This is a genomic window from Mariniradius saccharolyticus AK6 (assembly GCF_000330725.2).
GTDB classification, from domain to species: Bacteria; Bacteroidota; Bacteroidia; order Cytophagales; family Cyclobacteriaceae; genus Mariniradius; species Mariniradius saccharolyticus.
Map to the genome: position 1 here is coordinate 278,627 of NZ_AMZY02000009.1, position 17,091 is coordinate 295,717.

General features: G+C 46.2%; 13 protein-coding genes. 1 reads left to right on the top strand and 12 read right to left on the bottom strand.

What is annotated here, in order from left to right:
* Positions 1–275: 275 nt before the first annotated feature.
* The 12 genes from C943_RS09010 to C943_RS09065 form a co-directional block, all read right to left on the bottom strand.
* The gene (locus C943_RS09010; RefSeq protein ID WP_008626814.1) at positions 276–2,981 is read right to left on the bottom strand and encodes a phosphoenolpyruvate carboxylase; all 2,706 of its coding nucleotides are present in this window, start codon (positions 2,979–2,981) and stop codon (positions 276–278) included.
* Between the two features lie 261 nt (positions 2,982–3,242).
* Complete coding sequence (locus tag C943_RS09015) at positions 3,243–3,605, bottom strand: DUF2200 domain-containing protein (RefSeq protein ID WP_008626820.1); 363 nt, start codon at positions 3,603–3,605, stop codon at positions 3,243–3,245.
* Positions 3,606–3,720: 115 nt separating this feature from the next.
* Positions 3,721–4,461, bottom strand: coding sequence for a DUF3667 domain-containing protein (locus C943_RS09020; RefSeq protein ID WP_008626822.1), 741 nt, complete (start codon positions 4,459–4,461; stop codon positions 3,721–3,723).
* A gap of 701 nt (positions 4,462–5,162) precedes the next feature.
* Positions 5,163–7,448 (bottom strand): PD40 domain-containing protein, encoded by a 2,286-nt coding sequence (locus C943_RS09025; RefSeq protein ID WP_008626827.1) that lies wholly within the window; start codon positions 7,446–7,448, stop codon positions 5,163–5,165.
* A gap of 253 nt (positions 7,449–7,701) precedes the next feature.
* Positions 7,702–8,514 carry an SDR family NAD(P)-dependent oxidoreductase gene (locus C943_RS09030; RefSeq protein ID WP_008626833.1) on the bottom strand — a complete coding sequence of 271 codons (813 nt, stop codon included), beginning with the start codon at positions 8,512–8,514 and terminating at the stop codon, positions 7,702–7,704.
* The gene (locus tag C943_RS21405; protein ID WP_081610467.1) at positions 8,504–9,487 is read right to left on the bottom strand and encodes an NAD-dependent epimerase/dehydratase family protein; all 984 of its coding nucleotides are present in this window, start codon (positions 9,485–9,487) and stop codon (positions 8,504–8,506) included. Before C943_RS21405 ends, C943_RS09030 begins: the two co-directional genes overlap by 11 nt.
* Before the next feature lie 130 nt (positions 9,488–9,617).
* Positions 9,618–10,715 carry a DUF6544 family protein gene (locus C943_RS09040; RefSeq protein ID WP_008626839.1) on the bottom strand — a complete coding sequence of 366 codons (1,098 nt, stop codon included), beginning with the start codon at positions 10,713–10,715 and terminating at the stop codon, positions 9,618–9,620.
* 298 nt (positions 10,716–11,013) lie between these two features.
* Positions 11,014–11,511 (bottom strand): hypothetical protein, encoded by a 498-nt coding sequence (locus C943_RS09045; RefSeq protein ID WP_040479784.1) that lies wholly within the window; start codon positions 11,509–11,511, stop codon positions 11,014–11,016.
* Positions 11,512–11,735: 224 nt separating this feature from the next.
* Positions 11,736–12,176 carry a hypothetical protein gene (locus C943_RS09050; protein WP_040479787.1) on the bottom strand — a complete coding sequence of 147 codons (441 nt, stop codon included), beginning with the start codon at positions 12,174–12,176 and terminating at the stop codon, positions 11,736–11,738.
* A 261-nt stretch (positions 12,177–12,437) separates the two neighbouring features.
* On the bottom strand, positions 12,438–12,737 hold the full coding sequence (locus C943_RS09055; protein ID WP_008626842.1) for a HigA family addiction module antitoxin: 300 nt from the start codon (positions 12,735–12,737) through the stop codon (positions 12,438–12,440).
* Between the two features lie 15 nt (positions 12,738–12,752).
* Positions 12,753–13,028, bottom strand: a complete 276-nt coding sequence (locus C943_RS09060) for a type II toxin-antitoxin system RelE/ParE family toxin (RefSeq protein WP_008626843.1) — start codon at positions 13,026–13,028, stop codon at positions 12,753–12,755.
* Between the two features lie 245 nt (positions 13,029–13,273).
* The gene (locus tag C943_RS09065; protein ID WP_008626847.1) at positions 13,274–14,137 is read right to left on the bottom strand and encodes a dienelactone hydrolase family protein; all 864 of its coding nucleotides are present in this window, start codon (positions 14,135–14,137) and stop codon (positions 13,274–13,276) included.
* Between the two features lie 199 nt (positions 14,138–14,336).
* Here C943_RS09065 and C943_RS09070 point away from each other — a divergent pair, with 199 nt between their 5' ends.
* Entirely contained in the window at positions 14,337–17,051 is a 2,715-nt protein-coding gene (locus tag C943_RS09070) for a M14 family metallopeptidase (RefSeq protein WP_008626861.1), read from the top strand.
* Positions 17,052–17,091 lie beyond the last annotated feature (40 nt).

The window sequence follows — 17,091 nt, forward strand, 5'->3', positions numbered from 1 at the left end:
GATCGATAATCTGACGCGTTTCAATTTACGATAGGAATTAGCTAATGTAAATTTGATGAAGGCGCAACCAGCCTATCCGATCGAGATCAATATCCCTCCATTTACGGTCACCTCCTCCAGTATCGCAATCTTGAAGAACCCGGAAATGAATGCCGTATTTCCGAACCAAACCTGAAAACGATTTTCTTTCCACGTCGCGGACAGCACAATATCCTTGGTTCTTTGGATTCCTTAATCTGCCTAATTTCGGATAAATCAAAATCAAGGGACAGTAATCACCCCGTATTTTTCAATCCACTGGACAGCGCATTTACCAGACTCAACAGCGTGGTAAGTAATTTTTCCTTTTCTGCGCTGGATTCATCTGGAATTGCTCTCCATTCCTTTAAGTAATGGATATGCAACTGGTGCAAAAGCCGCAACTTGGATTCCCTCCATTTGAGATTGTCGTATTGTCCGTCCCGCCGGCTTGCGGCAGGCTCATCAAATACCTCCTCGATCATTGCCAGTCCGTTTCGATAATCATTCAAAATCTTCTGCATGAAAAGGTTCCTTTCTGACTCATTTTCGTCCAACGCGGCGTACCAGTTCATTACCGCATCGTTTGCAAGTATCAGGTTGGTTTCGGTTTGTATCAACAGGAATTTCAAAAAACTCCAATCAATGGCGCTTCGCTTTAACTCTCGGAAAGCATCTGGTTTTTCGGTCTTTAATTCCAGTAAAGCCTGGCCAAGTCCATACCATCCTGTGAGGGAAATTCTGGAAAGGTTCCAGCTAAAGACCCATGGAATGGCCCTCAGGTCATTGAGTGTTCTGGTGCCTGTCCTTCGAGCGGGGCGGGAACCTATTTTACTGCGCTCCAATACATCAATGGAAGTAGCCTTTCCATAGAAGTTGATAAAGCCGGGCGTTTCGATCAATTCCCTGTAGTGTCTAAAGGACCTCTCAGCCAAAAATTCCATCGTGGTGCTTGCAGTCCCATTTTCTGCAGTGCCTTTTTTGCTAGTGACAATATGACGTGCAACTCCCGAGGCGAGCGCATTGATATTATGGGTAGCTGTAAGTGGGTTTCCAAAAAGCTGCGCCACGGATTCGCCTTGTACCGTGATTTTGATGCTCCCATTGACAGAATTTTTTGGCATACTCTCCAAAAAACGGTGGTATTTTCCCCCTCCTCGGCTGATGGTACCCCCGGTGCCGTGGAAGAAATGAACCTCAAAGTTATTTCTTCGTCCCACTTCCGAAAGTGATTGTTCTGCTTTGTAAAGATTCCATTTGCTCGCAATCGTGCCACCATCTTTGTTGCTGTCACTGTAGCCCAGCATTACCTCTTGCTGACGATGAAGCTTGCCGGCACGCAGTTGGGTGATCGGGTGTTGTAGGAATTGTTCCAAAATCACAGGTCCGTGTTGCAGGTCTTCAATCGTTTCGAACAATGGCACTACGCGAATATCCGTTTGCAGTAATTGCGTCTCCTGCATAAAAAAATAAACCGCAAGAAGATCACTGAGGCTTCTTGTCATACTGACGATAAACGATCCAATACCTGCAGAACCATACGCGTTGATGTGCTGACGGACTACCCGATAACAGTCGAGGATATTGTCTGCTTCAGCGCCATAGGATATTGTAATGTCTGTAATTGGGGTTTGCCTGCTAAGAAGTTCGCTCAGGAACTCAGCCCGCTCTTCCTCGGCCCAATTTGCAAAATCTACATTTGTATAGCCAGCTCCAGCGAGGATTTGGGAAATCGCCTTGTCGTGAAATGCGCTGTTTTGCCTGATGTCCAATTTGGCCAAGTGGAATCCAAAGCACTTCAATGCCCTTTCCACCGGGAAAATCAAGTCCTCTACTATCATGGCCATGCCATTTTGCAGTAAAGACTCTTTAAGAACAGCAAGATCAGTTTCCAATGCCTGGGCTGATTTGAAATAGGCACCTGAGTCAGCATTTTTTTCAGAAACTGTGTTTTCTAATTGTAGGATGATCAGGTTGACAAACTGGCGCCAGGGTTCGATGGGGTTTCTTTTAATTGCGGTTGTCGCCGACTCGCCGAGCGTTCTGGATTTTTGGGCAATTGCTTCCTGAAGCTGCGCGGGAGGGGGATTGGTGATGCCTGATATCGAGAGTTTCTTTGCCAATACCATCAATTCCTCCCGAATGAGGCCCAATGCGGTTTTGCGGTGGATCAAAAGAGTCTCTTGGGTTACCGAAGGCGTGACAAAGGGATGTCCGTCCCGATCACCCCCGACCCAGCTGCCGAATTTTATTTTTGGAAAAGCGTCGACATCCTTGATCTTTTTGGGGTCAAAACCCAAGGCAATCCAGGAATTTTTCAACTGCTGATCGCTTCTTTGGATTACCATCGGGAATACCTTGCTGAGGTAGTGGATGACATTTGCGCGTTCATCCCTGATGTCGGGTTTCTCTAGATAGATTTCACCAGTCCTCCACCACCGCTCCAGTAGTTGAATGATTTTTTCCCGGATTGCAAGCTGCTCCAATTGGCTGAGCGAGGGGTTTTCCCGCTGGACGAGCAGCAGGTAAAGCTCTCTGTGTATTTCGATGACTGTAATCCTCTTCGCTTCGGTGGGATGTGCCGTAAGTACAGGATTGACGGAAGTTGCCGAAATGGCCTTCAACATTTCATCTTCAGATACTCCTTGCGATTTCCAAATTGACAGTGCCTCGGCCCAAGAACCTCTGATTGAAGCGATGCTTTCCCTATCCTCCAATTTTCTCCGGTATTGGGTTGCAGCATTTTCCTCCACCAATGTCATCAACTGGAAGTAAATGCTCAGGGATTGGATCGTTTTCTCAATGGGGATTTCACTTGATTCCCAGCTACCCTCAGGTTCCGATTGAATGATCTGTGCGGCAACCTTTTCTTCTTGAATTCTGGTCAGCATCTCGCCGTAGCACTCGATTATGAACTTCCTGTCCTGGGCGATTTTTTGAAATGGGTCCTTGATGCTTTGCATGGCTTGATTCTGTGGCTTTTTTGGAAAAATTGACTTTTTGGCTGGCGTCGGTACGCAATTTCGAAAACAAAAAATTGGGATCGTAATTTTTCCCTTGGCAAAATGGATAAGAGATTATTCTGCCTGGGATAAGAAGTTTCTATCTAATCGCTTTTCTGGACACTCACTTCTTGATGTCTGCCGAGCGCTGCCTTAAAAACTGATTGGATGGATTGGAAAAGGAGAATAGAGGTTACTTTTTTTTTTTCCAGAGTGCCCATTTCACCCCCTCATGATCTTCTCCAAAGGCTTTCCTTTTGCCAACTCGTCGACGATCTTGTCCAAGTACCGCACTTGCTGGGTCAGGGGATTTTCGATTTCCTCGACGCGATACCCGCATATCAGGCCCGTGATCAACTTCGCGTTGGGGTTCAATTTGGCGTGGCCGAAAAATTCCTCAAAAGTCGCCCTGCTTTCTATCAGGTTTTGCAGCCTAGACTCATCAAAGCCCGTCAGCCACTCGATGACTTCATGCAATTCCTGCTTCGTCCGACCTTTTTTCTGCACCTTCGTTACGTAGTGCGGATAGACTGAAGAGAAAGTCATTTTAGCGATGCGCTCGTCGTGATGGGCTGTGGAGTTCATAGTGGTTTTTTTTACACAGTACGGTAATCGGGTTAAACGGAATTTCGCTGAATTTAAAACTTCACATTTTTATCTCAAAGGCATATTTTTCCTCGAACCAATCTGGGTAATTTATTCACCACCTCACCACAAGCGCGATCAAAAAGAAAAACACCAAATTGAAGAGCAGGTACAATAGATAGGACGCAGTAGATCGCAGGAGATTTCCCCATCGACTTCCCCTGGAAAAAAACTGCCAAAAGACCCAATAAGCGTAGCCGATTGAAAACACAAATGGAAACAACTCCAAGATGTAATAGTCGATCAACTTGCCCCCAATCGCGAAGACCGCGTAGAAAATCGCCTGCTGTCCCGTGACATAAGAGTTGAGGACGATGTGCTCGAGATAGTTTTTCCCAAAACCAAAAAAAGCCAGATAGGAAGCGAGCGAAAAAACCGGTAAAAGCAACAAGGCAGCGTAGGCGTAGTTTTGCGCCAGCCAAGTCACGATGTCGAGTAATTCAAAACCCGAAGTGGTTTCGGAAACGCCTGATCTTAGACCAGCGATAAAATCATCCAAATAAGTGTTTTGACCGGTGAGTTTCGTGACCAAAAAATACAGGGTCGACAAGGTAAGCGCGTAGGCAATCGGCTTGAAGTGGTTTTTCCTTTTGCCGTGGAGAAAATCATCGATACTCTGCCCCGGGCTTAGAAACAGTTCCCTGATGGTGAAAAACAGCCCTCGGTTGACTTGGAATAGACTTTCGGATATCTCTTGGGCAATGATACCGAATGTAATTCGGGCAACCTTTGAATTTTGGCCACATTGGCTACAGTAATTTCCATCTATTGTATGTCCACAGTTTTTGCAGTGCATTTTTTTCTTCGTCAGTTTGTCCGAAACCGTTCAAGCGAATTAGACCGAGAAGGTTTTGATCTTTGCTTCCATAATTTCTCGAATTGTATCCGATAGGTATCGGCTTCAAGATCCATTGTACTGGTGCAGAACGTGGAGAAAAAGCCCCAAGAATTCACTGCACACCCTTTTCTTCGATCTGCTGAATTTAGTGAAATAATATCAGGGTCTTTTCAGAAGAGGATTTGATTTTCCGTATGCCAAACCACGGGAGGCTACTGTATTGCCCGCTTGGAGAATCGAAAATTCAAAAATCCTCCAGTTCTCCAAAAATGGCCATTTCCAAGGTTCAAAGGTAGATTACGAAACGGCAACCGATGTTAACTTTGACGCTTTATTCCTAAAAATCCAATAACACAAAACGCGATTCTCGTTATCCATGTATTCGACGAGGCCAACAGCTTCCGATAATTACGCATTTTTTCGTATTGGGGAAACTACTTCGAGCCCCCACCTTTGTGGACGATACAATGACTTTTTATGGATGATGCATTGGTAGGTTGTTTGCTTTTGTTCCTGGTCTCCCTTGTTTGGTTCATCGGGTACCATACACGCACCAAGCGTGGTCATTATCGTCGTATGCAACAGCTGAAAGGTTTGTTTTATGCTTTGCTCAGCAAGCAGGAAGCGCTAAATCAAAAGACGGCCATTTCGAATGAATTTCATTCAACCCAAAGTGGAGTCCCTTCTTCCCATTTATTGTGAGTGAGCCGTATTCGTTCTTTTGTCTGAACGTTGTATGCCACGATTTCCCCATACATCTGCGGTGAAAAAATGATGGGTTGAATCAAAGCTTGCTCATCATTTATACCGTATCCTTCGGTGGTATAAATTACCCATTCGCCATCGGGTGAGAAATGTGCATGTGCATTTTGTCCGCTGCCGATTGAAATGATTTCCGGCTCGGTCCAAGTACCATCGGGCTTTAAGCTCATGAGGAAAATGTCCATTGTTTTGTATTCTTGTTCCGTTCTTAGCCGGTCGGAAGAGAATACAATTTTATCGCCTTGTTTGGAAATGGCTGGAAAATTATCCCGGTGGGAATCCTGAGTCAGATTTATGGTTTCGTCATTTGTCTTTAAGTAGATGTCAAAGTAACCGCTTCTGCCGCTCCTAAAAACCATTTTGCCGTCTTCGCTGATATCTCCAAATCCATCATTGTACGGCGAGTCAGATAGTTTTTCAATAAGTCTGGTTTCAAAGTCATATTTCCAAAGGTCACCCTGCATCCTTGCATTGGCTCGAAAGCTCCCTGTCGTGAAGATAAATGCTTTTCCATCATGGCTGACTTTGCTGTCCAATACTGAAAAATTTGCTGGATTTGTGTCGGATTCTTTCTCAAAAACGAATAGTTGCTTTTTTTCCCCTGTCACGTAATCAACTTGATAAAAATGTAAGGTAGAATTTACCATTTGATTGATGAAAATTGTACAGAATACTGAGAATAGTGATAATCCTCCGAAAAGAACGCTGTATGACAGGGAAAGAATGTAGGCCTCGTTTCCGTTCCTCCTACTTCGAATCGCTCTTTTGTATGCCCACAATGTTAAACCAAGCAAAACAATTGTCATCAAGCCCATTATCCACCGAATCGAACTGATAGGCATGGGGCTGATGGTATCTACCCAAAGGAAAATGCCTCCTGTAATCAATCCAAAGACAATGGCCAATAGGCTGAACAAAAGAAATCTCCAAAACGAAATCTTTTTCCTATGTCTAACTCCTAAAAATAAGCCTGAAAGAAACATACCAAGCACAAGAATCGGGAGCCAAAAAACACCGTAGCCCAGTGGCTTGAGAAATTCCCAAAAACTTTGAATATCATTTGCATCATAGAAGAGTAAAGTATTTCCTTTTTGTGGGGGAGCTACAAAAGCCCTTCTTACTCCGTATACATTCACCTGCCGACCAGCAAATGAAACGGTGTCTGGAAGCTTAGCAAGAACATTTCCGTCAAAACCGAAATTTCCCGGTACCCCATGGTTGGCCGCATAGGGGCCACCGTGAAACACCATCGTGCCATTCAGATGACTGTCTAAATTGAACATCAAATCGGGGCCGTTGGAAATCAAAGGGGTAATTTCTTTCGAATTGGGGTCAAACTTCATGACTTTGAAGTCTTTCTCGTTTTGCCAAGTCGTAAATACGATGGTCCCATCCGGCAGATAGTCTGGCGAAACAGCCGGTCCGGAAAACTCGATGATTTGATGTTGATTGGATCCGTCGGCATCCATTTCAAAAATTGAATTCTGACCATTGCGGCCCGAATAAAAAATGATCTTTGCTCCATCGGCTGACCATCTCGGACTGCCGTCCCAGAATTCCGAATTAGTCAGCCGAGTGGGGTTTTCGCCAGATATGTCTACCGAATATATATCTCCTATTCGCTGACGGGCGAATGGAAATTGGGGGTGTGGGACAATCTCGTGATCCCTGTCACTGCTAAAGGCAATTCGCTGTCCATCCGGTGAAAATGCGGGCCGAAAATCCCCACTTGGGTGGTTGGTCAGATTTTTGGCTATCTGGATATCCTGAATCGAGTCTGGAAGGAAAGGGATGAGATAAATTTCTGAGTTTCCTTCATGGGAAGCCACAAATGCTAATTGACTGCCATCAGGCGAAAATGTTGCCTGGTCCTGAAAGGACTTGCTTTTGATCAAAAGCGAAGGAGGGTAGTTCCCATCGATGGCCTGTACATAGAGTTGAGGTATGCCTGACCTTTCGGACGTAAATACAACCCATTTGCCATCCGGACTGATAACGGCATCATAATCTAAAGAAGGATTGTCAGTGAAATTTTTATAACTTTTTCCTTTGTCTTTTGAAATGTATATATCCCAACCTTGTGGGCTAAATGTCGAATAAAAGATCCTTTCGAGAGACTGTCCAAAGCTATTGCTAAAAAGGGCAAAGGTCAGCAGGAGAGAATAGCAGATGCTTTGTTTCATTCTGTTATAAATTAGTTGATAACATTCTGTTTTTCAATTAATTGTAGAAATTAAGCCTTTCTGGTATTTATTCAAAGACATTGTCGATATTCCTGCATTTTACACGCGTGGATTTTTGCCACCAACGTTCTCCATGTGACCCGATTTTTGGACAAGTATGTCCCTTCGATTTCCTGCCAAAAAAGGAATCTATTCACTTGCTGACAATGTTTTGGTTTCCCGGACCGGTTGGATCCATCCATCCCAATTAATATCAAGCAGGGCTTACCTTTCCTTTTTTATCCAGCTGCTTCATGGAATTTATGATCATTCTTTTGCTGATGGCTGATGGTATCGCGGAGGAAAATCGGTGCAAAATCCTGTTCAGCCGACCGGGGATGATGATTTCTTTTCCTTTCAGCGCCTTGTCCATCGTGTAGCGGGCCACTTCCCTGGGATGCACCAGCATCTGCTGCGAAAACCAGTTCAAATCACGGTGCAGCATATAGTTGTTGATATTGGTGGTCATCGGGCCGGGGCATAGGGAGCTGACATGCACACCATAGCGGTTGATCTCCATATTCAATGCCTGAGAATATTGTCTGACAAAACCTTTCGTGGCCGAATAGCAGGTCTTTCGCGGAAGCGTGTAGAATCCGCCCAAACTGCTTACGTTGATGATATGGGATTGCGGATGCTTTTTCAAATCAGGCAGCAAGGCACTGGTCAGCGAGACATAGGAGATGCAATTGACCTCAACCATCTTGCGCATGTAGTCGCTGTCTGTATTTTCAAAAAAATCATTCTGGGGCAGTCCAGCATTGTTCACCAGCAGGCTTACAGCCATTCCCTCGTTCCTCACCCGCTGCAATAGCTGCGCAGGAGCCTCGGGAGCGGTCAAGTCCAAGGCGATGGATTTCACCCGCACAGGATAGTTTTCTTGCAGAAACCGCTCCAGTTTCTCCGGATGGGCGGCAGGCAGGTCAACGAGGAGAAGATTATAGCCGCGCTCGGCACATTCGAGTGCAAAGGAAGTGCCCAGTCCACCGCAGGCACCGGTGATGATGGCGTATGTATTATTTTCCATGGTTTTGTCCTTGAATTGATTCAATCGTTCTGCGCAGGCCCTCTGACAGCGGTATCGGCCGATAGCCGAGTTCCTTAACTGCTTTTTCTATCGACAGCATGCGGTTGGAATACAGCTTGCGTACCATCGAGCTGGTGACGAAGGGTGCCCGCCCAGAGAGCCTAGTGATCAGTTCGGAGACCGAACCAACCGCCTTCATGACTCCTTGGGGCATACCGAAGCTTTTTCGTTTGAGTTTCAGTTGGGATTCAAGGATGCTGTAAAAGCTGTTGTAGCTGTGGTTCTCACCGCCAAGAATATAGCGCTCACCGGGTTTCCCCTTTTCCATAGCCAGGATATGCCCATCCGCCACATCGTCGACAAAAGCATAATTGGCCGAGTAGGAACCATCGCCGGGCACAAAGTAAAACCGGCGCTTCAGGTAGCCCTTGACGAGGTTGTTCACCGGGTTGTTACCCACCAAGCTCGGTCCATAGACACGGGGCGGGTTGACGGCCACCGTTTCAAACCCCGGTCGGGATGCTTTTAGTACCATTTGCTCTGCCATAAATTTCGAGGCGGCATAATCATCGTCCAAAGGTTCCAAGAGGGGATCGTTTTCCCTGATCGGGTTTTTGATGGATCCGCTGATCACCGATGCGGTGGAGGTAAATACCAGTCGCTTTACCCCGGCCCGCTGTGCTGCCCGCAGGAGGTGTTCCGTCGCAGTTACATTGGTGGTAAAAAATGCGTTTTTATCCGGATGCCACATGCGCGCCAAGGCAGCCATATGGTAAACCTGCGTGCAGCCTTGAAGCAATTCGACAATCCTATCCTCATCGTCCAAAGTGCCCTTTACCCAGCGCAGGGAGGGATGCTCAATAGGGGGGTGATCCTGCCGATAGAGGGCGACTACGGTTTGCCCTTTATCGAGTAGGCGCTGAACAAGACGGCAACCAATGTAGCCAGTTCCTCCAGTGACAAATACGTTCATAGCAAAAAGGTTTGTTTATTGGTGTATTCAAATCGGATGGCTCGATAACTTGGTCGGTCTCTCCATTCAAAATCTTACACGTCCAAAAGACCACTACTACGACCAGTCGGTACGCTCCGCAAGCCAAAGCTCATTCCTTGGCCCGCTCGTTGTACCGAATCTCAGTGACTTCCAACTTGAGCCAGGTCCAGTCATCCGCATCGAGTTTCCAGGTTGCGGTCATTTTCGTAGGCACCCGGATCCCCTCAAAAACTCCATAATCCTCAATTTCCATGATCCATTCACGCCGTGGTGCATCGTCCTCATTGCCTTGGAATCGCAGCGCCACAAACCTTTTCACGTATCCATTTTCATCGAAATAGAAAGTCCCGCTTCCTTCGGTTCCATTAAACGACATCGTCGCCTTGGCCGAAGTGTCATCGATCGCTTCCCAGCGTACATGGGGACTGAGGGCCGAGGAAGGAAACCAAACCATTTCGCCGAGATAGCGCTGAAGAGAGCCTTCGTCCAACTTGTCGCCTTGTGCATTTACCACATTTACCAGGGAATTCAGCTTGATGAGCATTTCGCCTTTGCCGTCTTCGAACTTGTCCCTTCCGCGGAAGCCCAATAAAGGGTTCATCCGAACATCCACCGTCCAAATAAATCCGGGCATATCGATCGTCGTGTACTGAAGCGCGGAAGCTTTCATCCAATCCTGGCCCGGTTGCATCTGCATTTCGGCTCGCTGCATCACTTTTCCAAGGCTTTGGAAGGGTTTTCCGATTGCGCCCGACCGCTGCAGCCAATTTTTGACCGCTTTCGGTAAATCACGGATGGCTTCTTCGCTCAGAGTTTGGGTAATGTTTTGCTTGCTTTCGCTCAATAGCCGCCCTGTCTCTTCTTGGACCATTTGATCGAATCGATATTGTCCCATTTGTACCAGGGAGACAACGAGGATGATGACATTGGGAATTGTGCCAAACTTGGCATCTTTCCAAAACAGTATGATCAGAACCTGGGATGCAAGTACTGCGATGAGTCCAATGATCCAGCCGTATTTGACCTTGTCCAAAAAGAGAATGGCATAGGCCAGCAAGAAAATAGCCGCGGCGAGCCAAGCCACACCCATCGGTTTCGAAATAGGAAGACTCAATTCACGTACTTCCTTGAAGCCAAAACCTTTGATAAATCCAAGCAGGTGGATCAGGGCATGTAGGAGGACGATCGTAAAAAATGCAACTCCCATAGTTTCTTAAGAATTTAAGTTTTTGGGGTACCAGATCTAGGTCAGAAAATTCAATCGCCTCAATTCGGATTCGGGTACGCTTCAGACCCACACTTAAAAATAACAAATTCAATTGGCTTCCGAAAGCGGAAAAATCCTTCATCGTCGAATGATAAACTTTCTTTACCACATTTTTGTGGGTGACCGGGATACAGGGAAGGACGTGAGGCCTGTATTCCAAGCGCTACCTTAGGTCATAGGAGGGCGCTCCCCGTCAGAGAAATCCGTAGAGGGCGTCTACGCGATTGTGCTTAGTGTTTTATTTATTTGTCCATAACGCAAGCAGAGTTCCCAATATGATAGCAAGCAATCCAAATAAAATCGAACTCCACAGTTTTCTGCTTTTTTTCTTAGTTTCTACAGCTAATACAAACGAATAAGGTTTGTTGTAGTGTTCTGACAGTTTTTTAATAATTTCTTCAGCAAATTCATATGATTTTGAACTTTTGATAAGCTTCAGTTCTTCCCGAACACAAAGATCGAATAGTTCAATAGAGTCAATTGAGTTCTTAAGAACAACATATGCTTTTGCAATTTGAGTTAGTTTGTGTGCTCTTTGGATTCTTTGGTCGATTTCAAAAACAAATTCTTTAATCTCTGAGGTTTCAAATGATTTAATCCGTCTTTTGTCTTTGAAGATTAGGTTTTGTTCAAGTTCAATTGTCCAATGAATCTTTTTACCAAATAAATACTCGTATTTGCAATCAATAAGATTGTCGTCAATCAAAAGCTCACAATTGTCAAATTTCAGTTTCATTTTTCATTAAGGACAACGTTTAGCAGCTACCCGAAGGTGGCGATTTCGAAGCACAAGACTATCAATCAAGCAGAAACTATGATAGAAGTATAAAGCTTGATTTGACCACTGAACCGCCACTTTTGGGTAGGTACTGTTATGCCTAGTTTTTTATCTTCATAAGTCCCGTAAGAGCAAACAATTGTTCAAATGGTCCGTAATGTTTCCTTCCTTTTCCTTTAGTTTTAACCTGCTTTTTTTAAGTCTATATAGTTTGTGTAATAGAAGCTCGAGAACCGTCCTTTTATTCTTTCGTCCTTTATTAACCACACAGCTTCGTGAGTGTCGTAACGTGAAGCTTCTTCAACTAGTATAAAGTAGTCAAAGTCTGTCCATTGTTTTGTTTTTCGTAAAATGGGAATAATAGGATTGATAAAAGTTATTCCATTATTGTCTGCGATTACAAATTTACTTTGAGTTGCGAGTAATATTAAAAACAAAAGATTAAGTCCAATAATTACGGAGTAAGCAAAGAGTGCATTGTCGTCATTTAGGAAGTCAACTTTGTCATAACTAATATTTGAACTTGTCAAAAGTTTAAATGTCCCGAAACCGATTAAGATATTTAGTCCCAAAAGGAGTCCGAAGCCACCGAGTATTTTATATTTAGAATACACTTTTGTCATCCGTTGTCTTGAGTTTTAAAATTAGGCATAACGGCAGACCGTGAAAAAAGTTCCAAGCATTTGTAGTTCACCCATTTCACGAATTCGATGAATTTAGTATATCTAATTCAGGTTTTTTCTATCGATCAACAGTTTCCACCCGATCCATACCACATGTCTGCAAAATTAGGTTTCAGCATCATTATTTCCTTGAATTTCGAATGCCAAGTGCGGAATCTCGAACGACTCTTCTCTTCGTAAATCGCTCAACCAAATTCATCTTCATGCAGCGTTTCCTTCCAAGGCTTTGATGCTGTCAAATTCTTTTTCCTTTTGGTTTTTTTCCTCCTCCAGATCATAGTCGGCCTGCAGGCCAAGCCAAAACTTGGCGCTCGTACCGAAAAACTTGGAAAAACGCAGCGCTGTATCTGCGGTGATACGTCTTTTGCCTTTGATGATTTCAGAAATGCGGGTCTGTGGTAGAAAGGTTTCCTTGGCCAATCGATAGGCGGAAACCTCCATGGGAATCAGAAACTCCTCAAGTAGCACTTCTCCCGGGTGGATGTTTTTAAGCTTTTCCATAGGAATAGATTAATGCTAGTCCAGGATTTTGATCCCGTAAGCGTCGTTATTGACCCATTCGAAGATGATTCTCCATTGGTCATTGACACGGATGCTGTAATGATCTTTGAGATTGCCCTTTAGTTTCTCCAGTCGATTGGCAGGGGGAATTCTTAAATCATTGATATCCTGTGCGTTGTTGATCATTCTCAACTTGCGCCGCGCAATGTCCTGAATTTCATTTGGCAGCTTTTTGGAGCGAAATCCTTCCCAGATTTTTTCGGTTTCCTTATCGCCAAACGATTTTATCATTACTACTGCTCTGCGTTAGTACTATCAAAGATGGGTATTTCTTTCTTTATTTCAAATACTGAAGCAAATGCAGATTTGTCCTTTCATCCCTAAAAAAAAAACGCTCCCCGCCAAAAAGCAGGAAGCGCCGTCTATTTTTTCACTCAGTCTCAAGCCAGATGGTCCCAACCCCTCTATCTTCCAAACATTCAACCTTCCAACCTTTTAACTTTTTAACCTCTCCCTAATCTTCCCAATTCTCCCCCTCACTCAAACTTCCCCTTCAAATACGCCAAGGCCATGCCATAAGCTTCCTTGGTCAGTGCCGGGTCATGCTTGGGATTGGACGGGTTGGCAAAGCCATGTACGCCGGGGAAAATCTTGTATTCGAGGTCTTTTCCGGCCGTTTTCATCGCCGCGGCAAACTCCTCCACCACGGCTTTGGAGATATACTCCTCTGTCGCAAAAAGGCCCAATACATCGGAATTCAGCTTTTTGAGTTGCTCGACATCGCGGACGGGCATGCCGTAGTAGATGACGGACCCCACGTTTTGTTTGTCTAGCAGCAGTGCGGACTTCAGGGACCAAGCCCCGCCAAAGCACCAACCGACATTCGCGATCTGGGCCTTTTTGCCCACCAGGTTTTTGGCACCGAGGACGATGCTTTCGAGGCGCTTTTCGTCCGTGCCGCGCATGTAGCCACCCGCCTCTTGGGGATTGCTGGTGACCTTGCCGTCGTACATATCAAGGGCGATCACGTTGACTTTGCCGCCAAGGTCATTGTAGAATTTGTCGGCTTCGGCCTTGATTTGGTCGTTGAGACCCCACCACTCTTGGAATACAAAGAGCCATTGGTCAGATTTTTTCGAAGCTTTGATCAGGTAGCCGCTGGCGGTTTTGCCATCCGGGGTAGGGAAGGAGGTCATATCCCCCAAGCCTACAAAGTCCATGGCGAGTGGTGCAGGGTGGAATTTCATAAATTCCGGATCATCCACAAATGCCAGCATCTCGGAAGGACCCGTATGGCATAGCGTGATATCGGTGTCCAAGGGCTTCTCCGTAGGCATAGCCGTCGGTAAGCCCAATAATCCGATCAGGATTAGGTTCAGGTAAAGAATGAGTTTTTGCATAGTATAAATGTTGTTAATGGTAACAGTAAATCTTCCTTCTTGTTTGCCGGGAAATTTGAAAAGAGGCTTTTGACAAATTTACAAAATGCTAAGCGTAACAGAGAACCAATCAAACCCGATTATGTCCGATCACGGTCGGACTTTTGGGTGCTTTGCCAACTTGGCTTAACTTGTGGAAAATAGCATCAACCGGACTAAAATGAGAAAAAACTACTTCCTCACGGCATGGCTTTGGGCATTGGCCGTGTCCCTGAGTTTTGCGCAGCGCATCCCCACTCCCAAAGAGCACTTTGGATTTGAGATCGGGGAGGATTACAAACTGGCCACCTACACGGCCACGGACGCCTATTTCAGGAAACTGGCGGAACTCTCCGATAGGGTCAAATTTGTGGAAATTGGGCCTACGGAAGAGGGCAGGCAAATGCCCATGATGATTATCACTTCCCCCGAAAACCACAAGAAGCTCGACCGCTACAAAGAAATCTCCCAACTCCTTGGCCGGGCAGAAATCAGCGAGGCAGAGGCCAAAAAGCTTGTCGTCGAGGGGAAGCCTGTGGTTTGGATCGATGGGGGTCTGCACTCCACGGAGACGGTAGGTTCGCACCAGCTCATCCCGACCTATTATGAGTTGGTCAGCAGCAATGATCCCGAGATCCTGCGGTTTCTCGATGACCTGATTATCCTTATGGTCCAAGTCAACCCCGATGGTCAGGAGATCGTGACCAATTGGTACATGGGTCCCACAGACCTGAAAAAGCGAAACATGAATTCGCCCTACATGTACCAAAAGTACGTCGGCCACGACAACAACCGGGACTTTTTCATGATGAATATGAAGGAAACCACCAATACCTCCCTTCAGCAGTATGTGGAGTGGCTTCCCCAGATCATCTACAACCACCATCAGACCTCCCCTGCGGGTACCGTCGTTGCGGGCCCACCATACAGGGATCCATTCAACCATGTCTTTGATCCCCTGATCATGACTTCCTTGGATGGAGTCGGCGCCGCGATGATCAACCGACTCAATGCCGAGGGAAGGCCCGGATATACCCGTTTGGGTGGTTCTGTGTTTTCCTCTTGGTGGAATGGAGGCCTCCGCACTACGCCGTATTTCCACAACATGATCGGGATTTTGACCGAAATCACGGGTGGTCCGACTCCTTCGGAAATTCCCTTGGTACCCGAGCGCCTGATTCCGACACATGCTACTCCTTTCCCGATTGAGCCGCAGAAATGGAGCTTCAAGCAGTCCATCGACTATTCGGTTTCCCTCAACATGGCCATTTTGGATTTCGCTTCGCGAAATGCCGATGCCTTGCTGTACAATTTTTACAAAATGGGTAAAAACAGCATCGATCGCGGCAACATGGATCATTGGACCAAGTATCCAAAAAGATCCGCTGCGGTACAGGCAGCCTTTGAAAAGTCGAAGGAAAAGAAAAGCGCTGATGACCCTGAGATGGCTTATTATGGCATGCGCTCAGGTCTGCCTGTGCAGTTCTTCGATTCGGTATTCCGCGATCCGAATCTTCGTGATCCAAGAGGTTATATCCTCCCTGCAGACCAAGCGGATTTTGGCACTGCCACGAGATTTGTCAATGCCCTGATCAAATCCGGCATCAAAGTGCACAAAGCCTCAGCCGCATTCACAGTCAATGGCAAAAACTATCCGGCAGGTTCCTATGTGGTCAAATCGGCCCAGGCATTCCGTCCACATGTCTTGGATATGTTTGAGCCGCAGGATCACCCCAACGACTTCCAATATCCGGGAGGACCTCCGATCCGTCCTTACGATGCTGCAGGCTGGTCCTTGGCCCTGCAGATGGGCGTGGAGTTTGACAGGATTTTGGAAGGTTTCGACGGACCGTTTGAGGCGATTCCATATGGACAAGTGCAAGCATTCACTCCAAGCAAATTGCCAAGTGGATCTGGATTCTTGATCGACGCACGGGCAAACAATGCTTTCATTGCCGTCAATGACCTGCTGAAATCTGGCGTGGACGTCTATAGAACCACCTCGGCGACTTCTGGAATGCCCGCAGGAAGTTTCCATGTCTCGGGAGGAAAGGCGGTTTTGGACAAAGCTGCGAAAGAATTTGGCGTGAAGATGGTCGCATCTTCAAGACCTTCTGGATCAGTCAAAATCAAACCTGCAAGGATCGCATTGTTTGACCACTACGGCGGCTCCATGCCATCGGGTTGGGTGCGCTGGATGATGGAGCAGTATCATTTCCCCTTCCAGGTCATCTATCCGCAGGAGATCGACAACGGAAACCTGAAATCAAAATATGATGTAATCCTCTTCATCGGGGCAGGTGCGCCCGGCACCATTAGAAGTTGGGGCGGTATGCCAAAAGCTGAAGACATCGATGCCCAATACCACAAGTTGCTGGGTGTATTGACCAAAGACAAGTCGGTGCCGCAATTGAAGAAGTTTATGGAGGACGGAGGACATGTCGTTGCAGTCGGCGCGAGTACCTCCTTTGCTTTCGATTTGGGGCTTCCAGTCAGCAATGCCCTCGTGGAAAAACTGCAAGACGGTCGTGAAAGGCCGCTTCCTGGAGACAAGTTTTACGTACCGGGAAGTATCCTGAAGGCACAATTGGACAGCAGCAGCTCCGCCAATTGGGGGATGGGCAGCACAGCCAATATGGTTTTTAACAACAGCCCGGTGTTCACCTTGGCTCCAAGTGCTGCGATTCAAGGTGTGAAACCCATTGCTTGGTTTGGGACAGATTCTCCTTTGGTGTCCGGTTGGGCATGGGGAGAAGGTTACCTGAAAAATGGAGTGGTGGCTTTTGAGGCACCGATCGGAAAAGGTAAGTTCTACGCCTTCGGTCCTGAAATCACCTTCCGCGCCCAGGCACACAATACCTTCAAGATGCTTTTCAACCAGCTGTATTTGAAATAGTAATTAGACGATTTTAGCTTTGGAGAAGGCAAAAACCTGT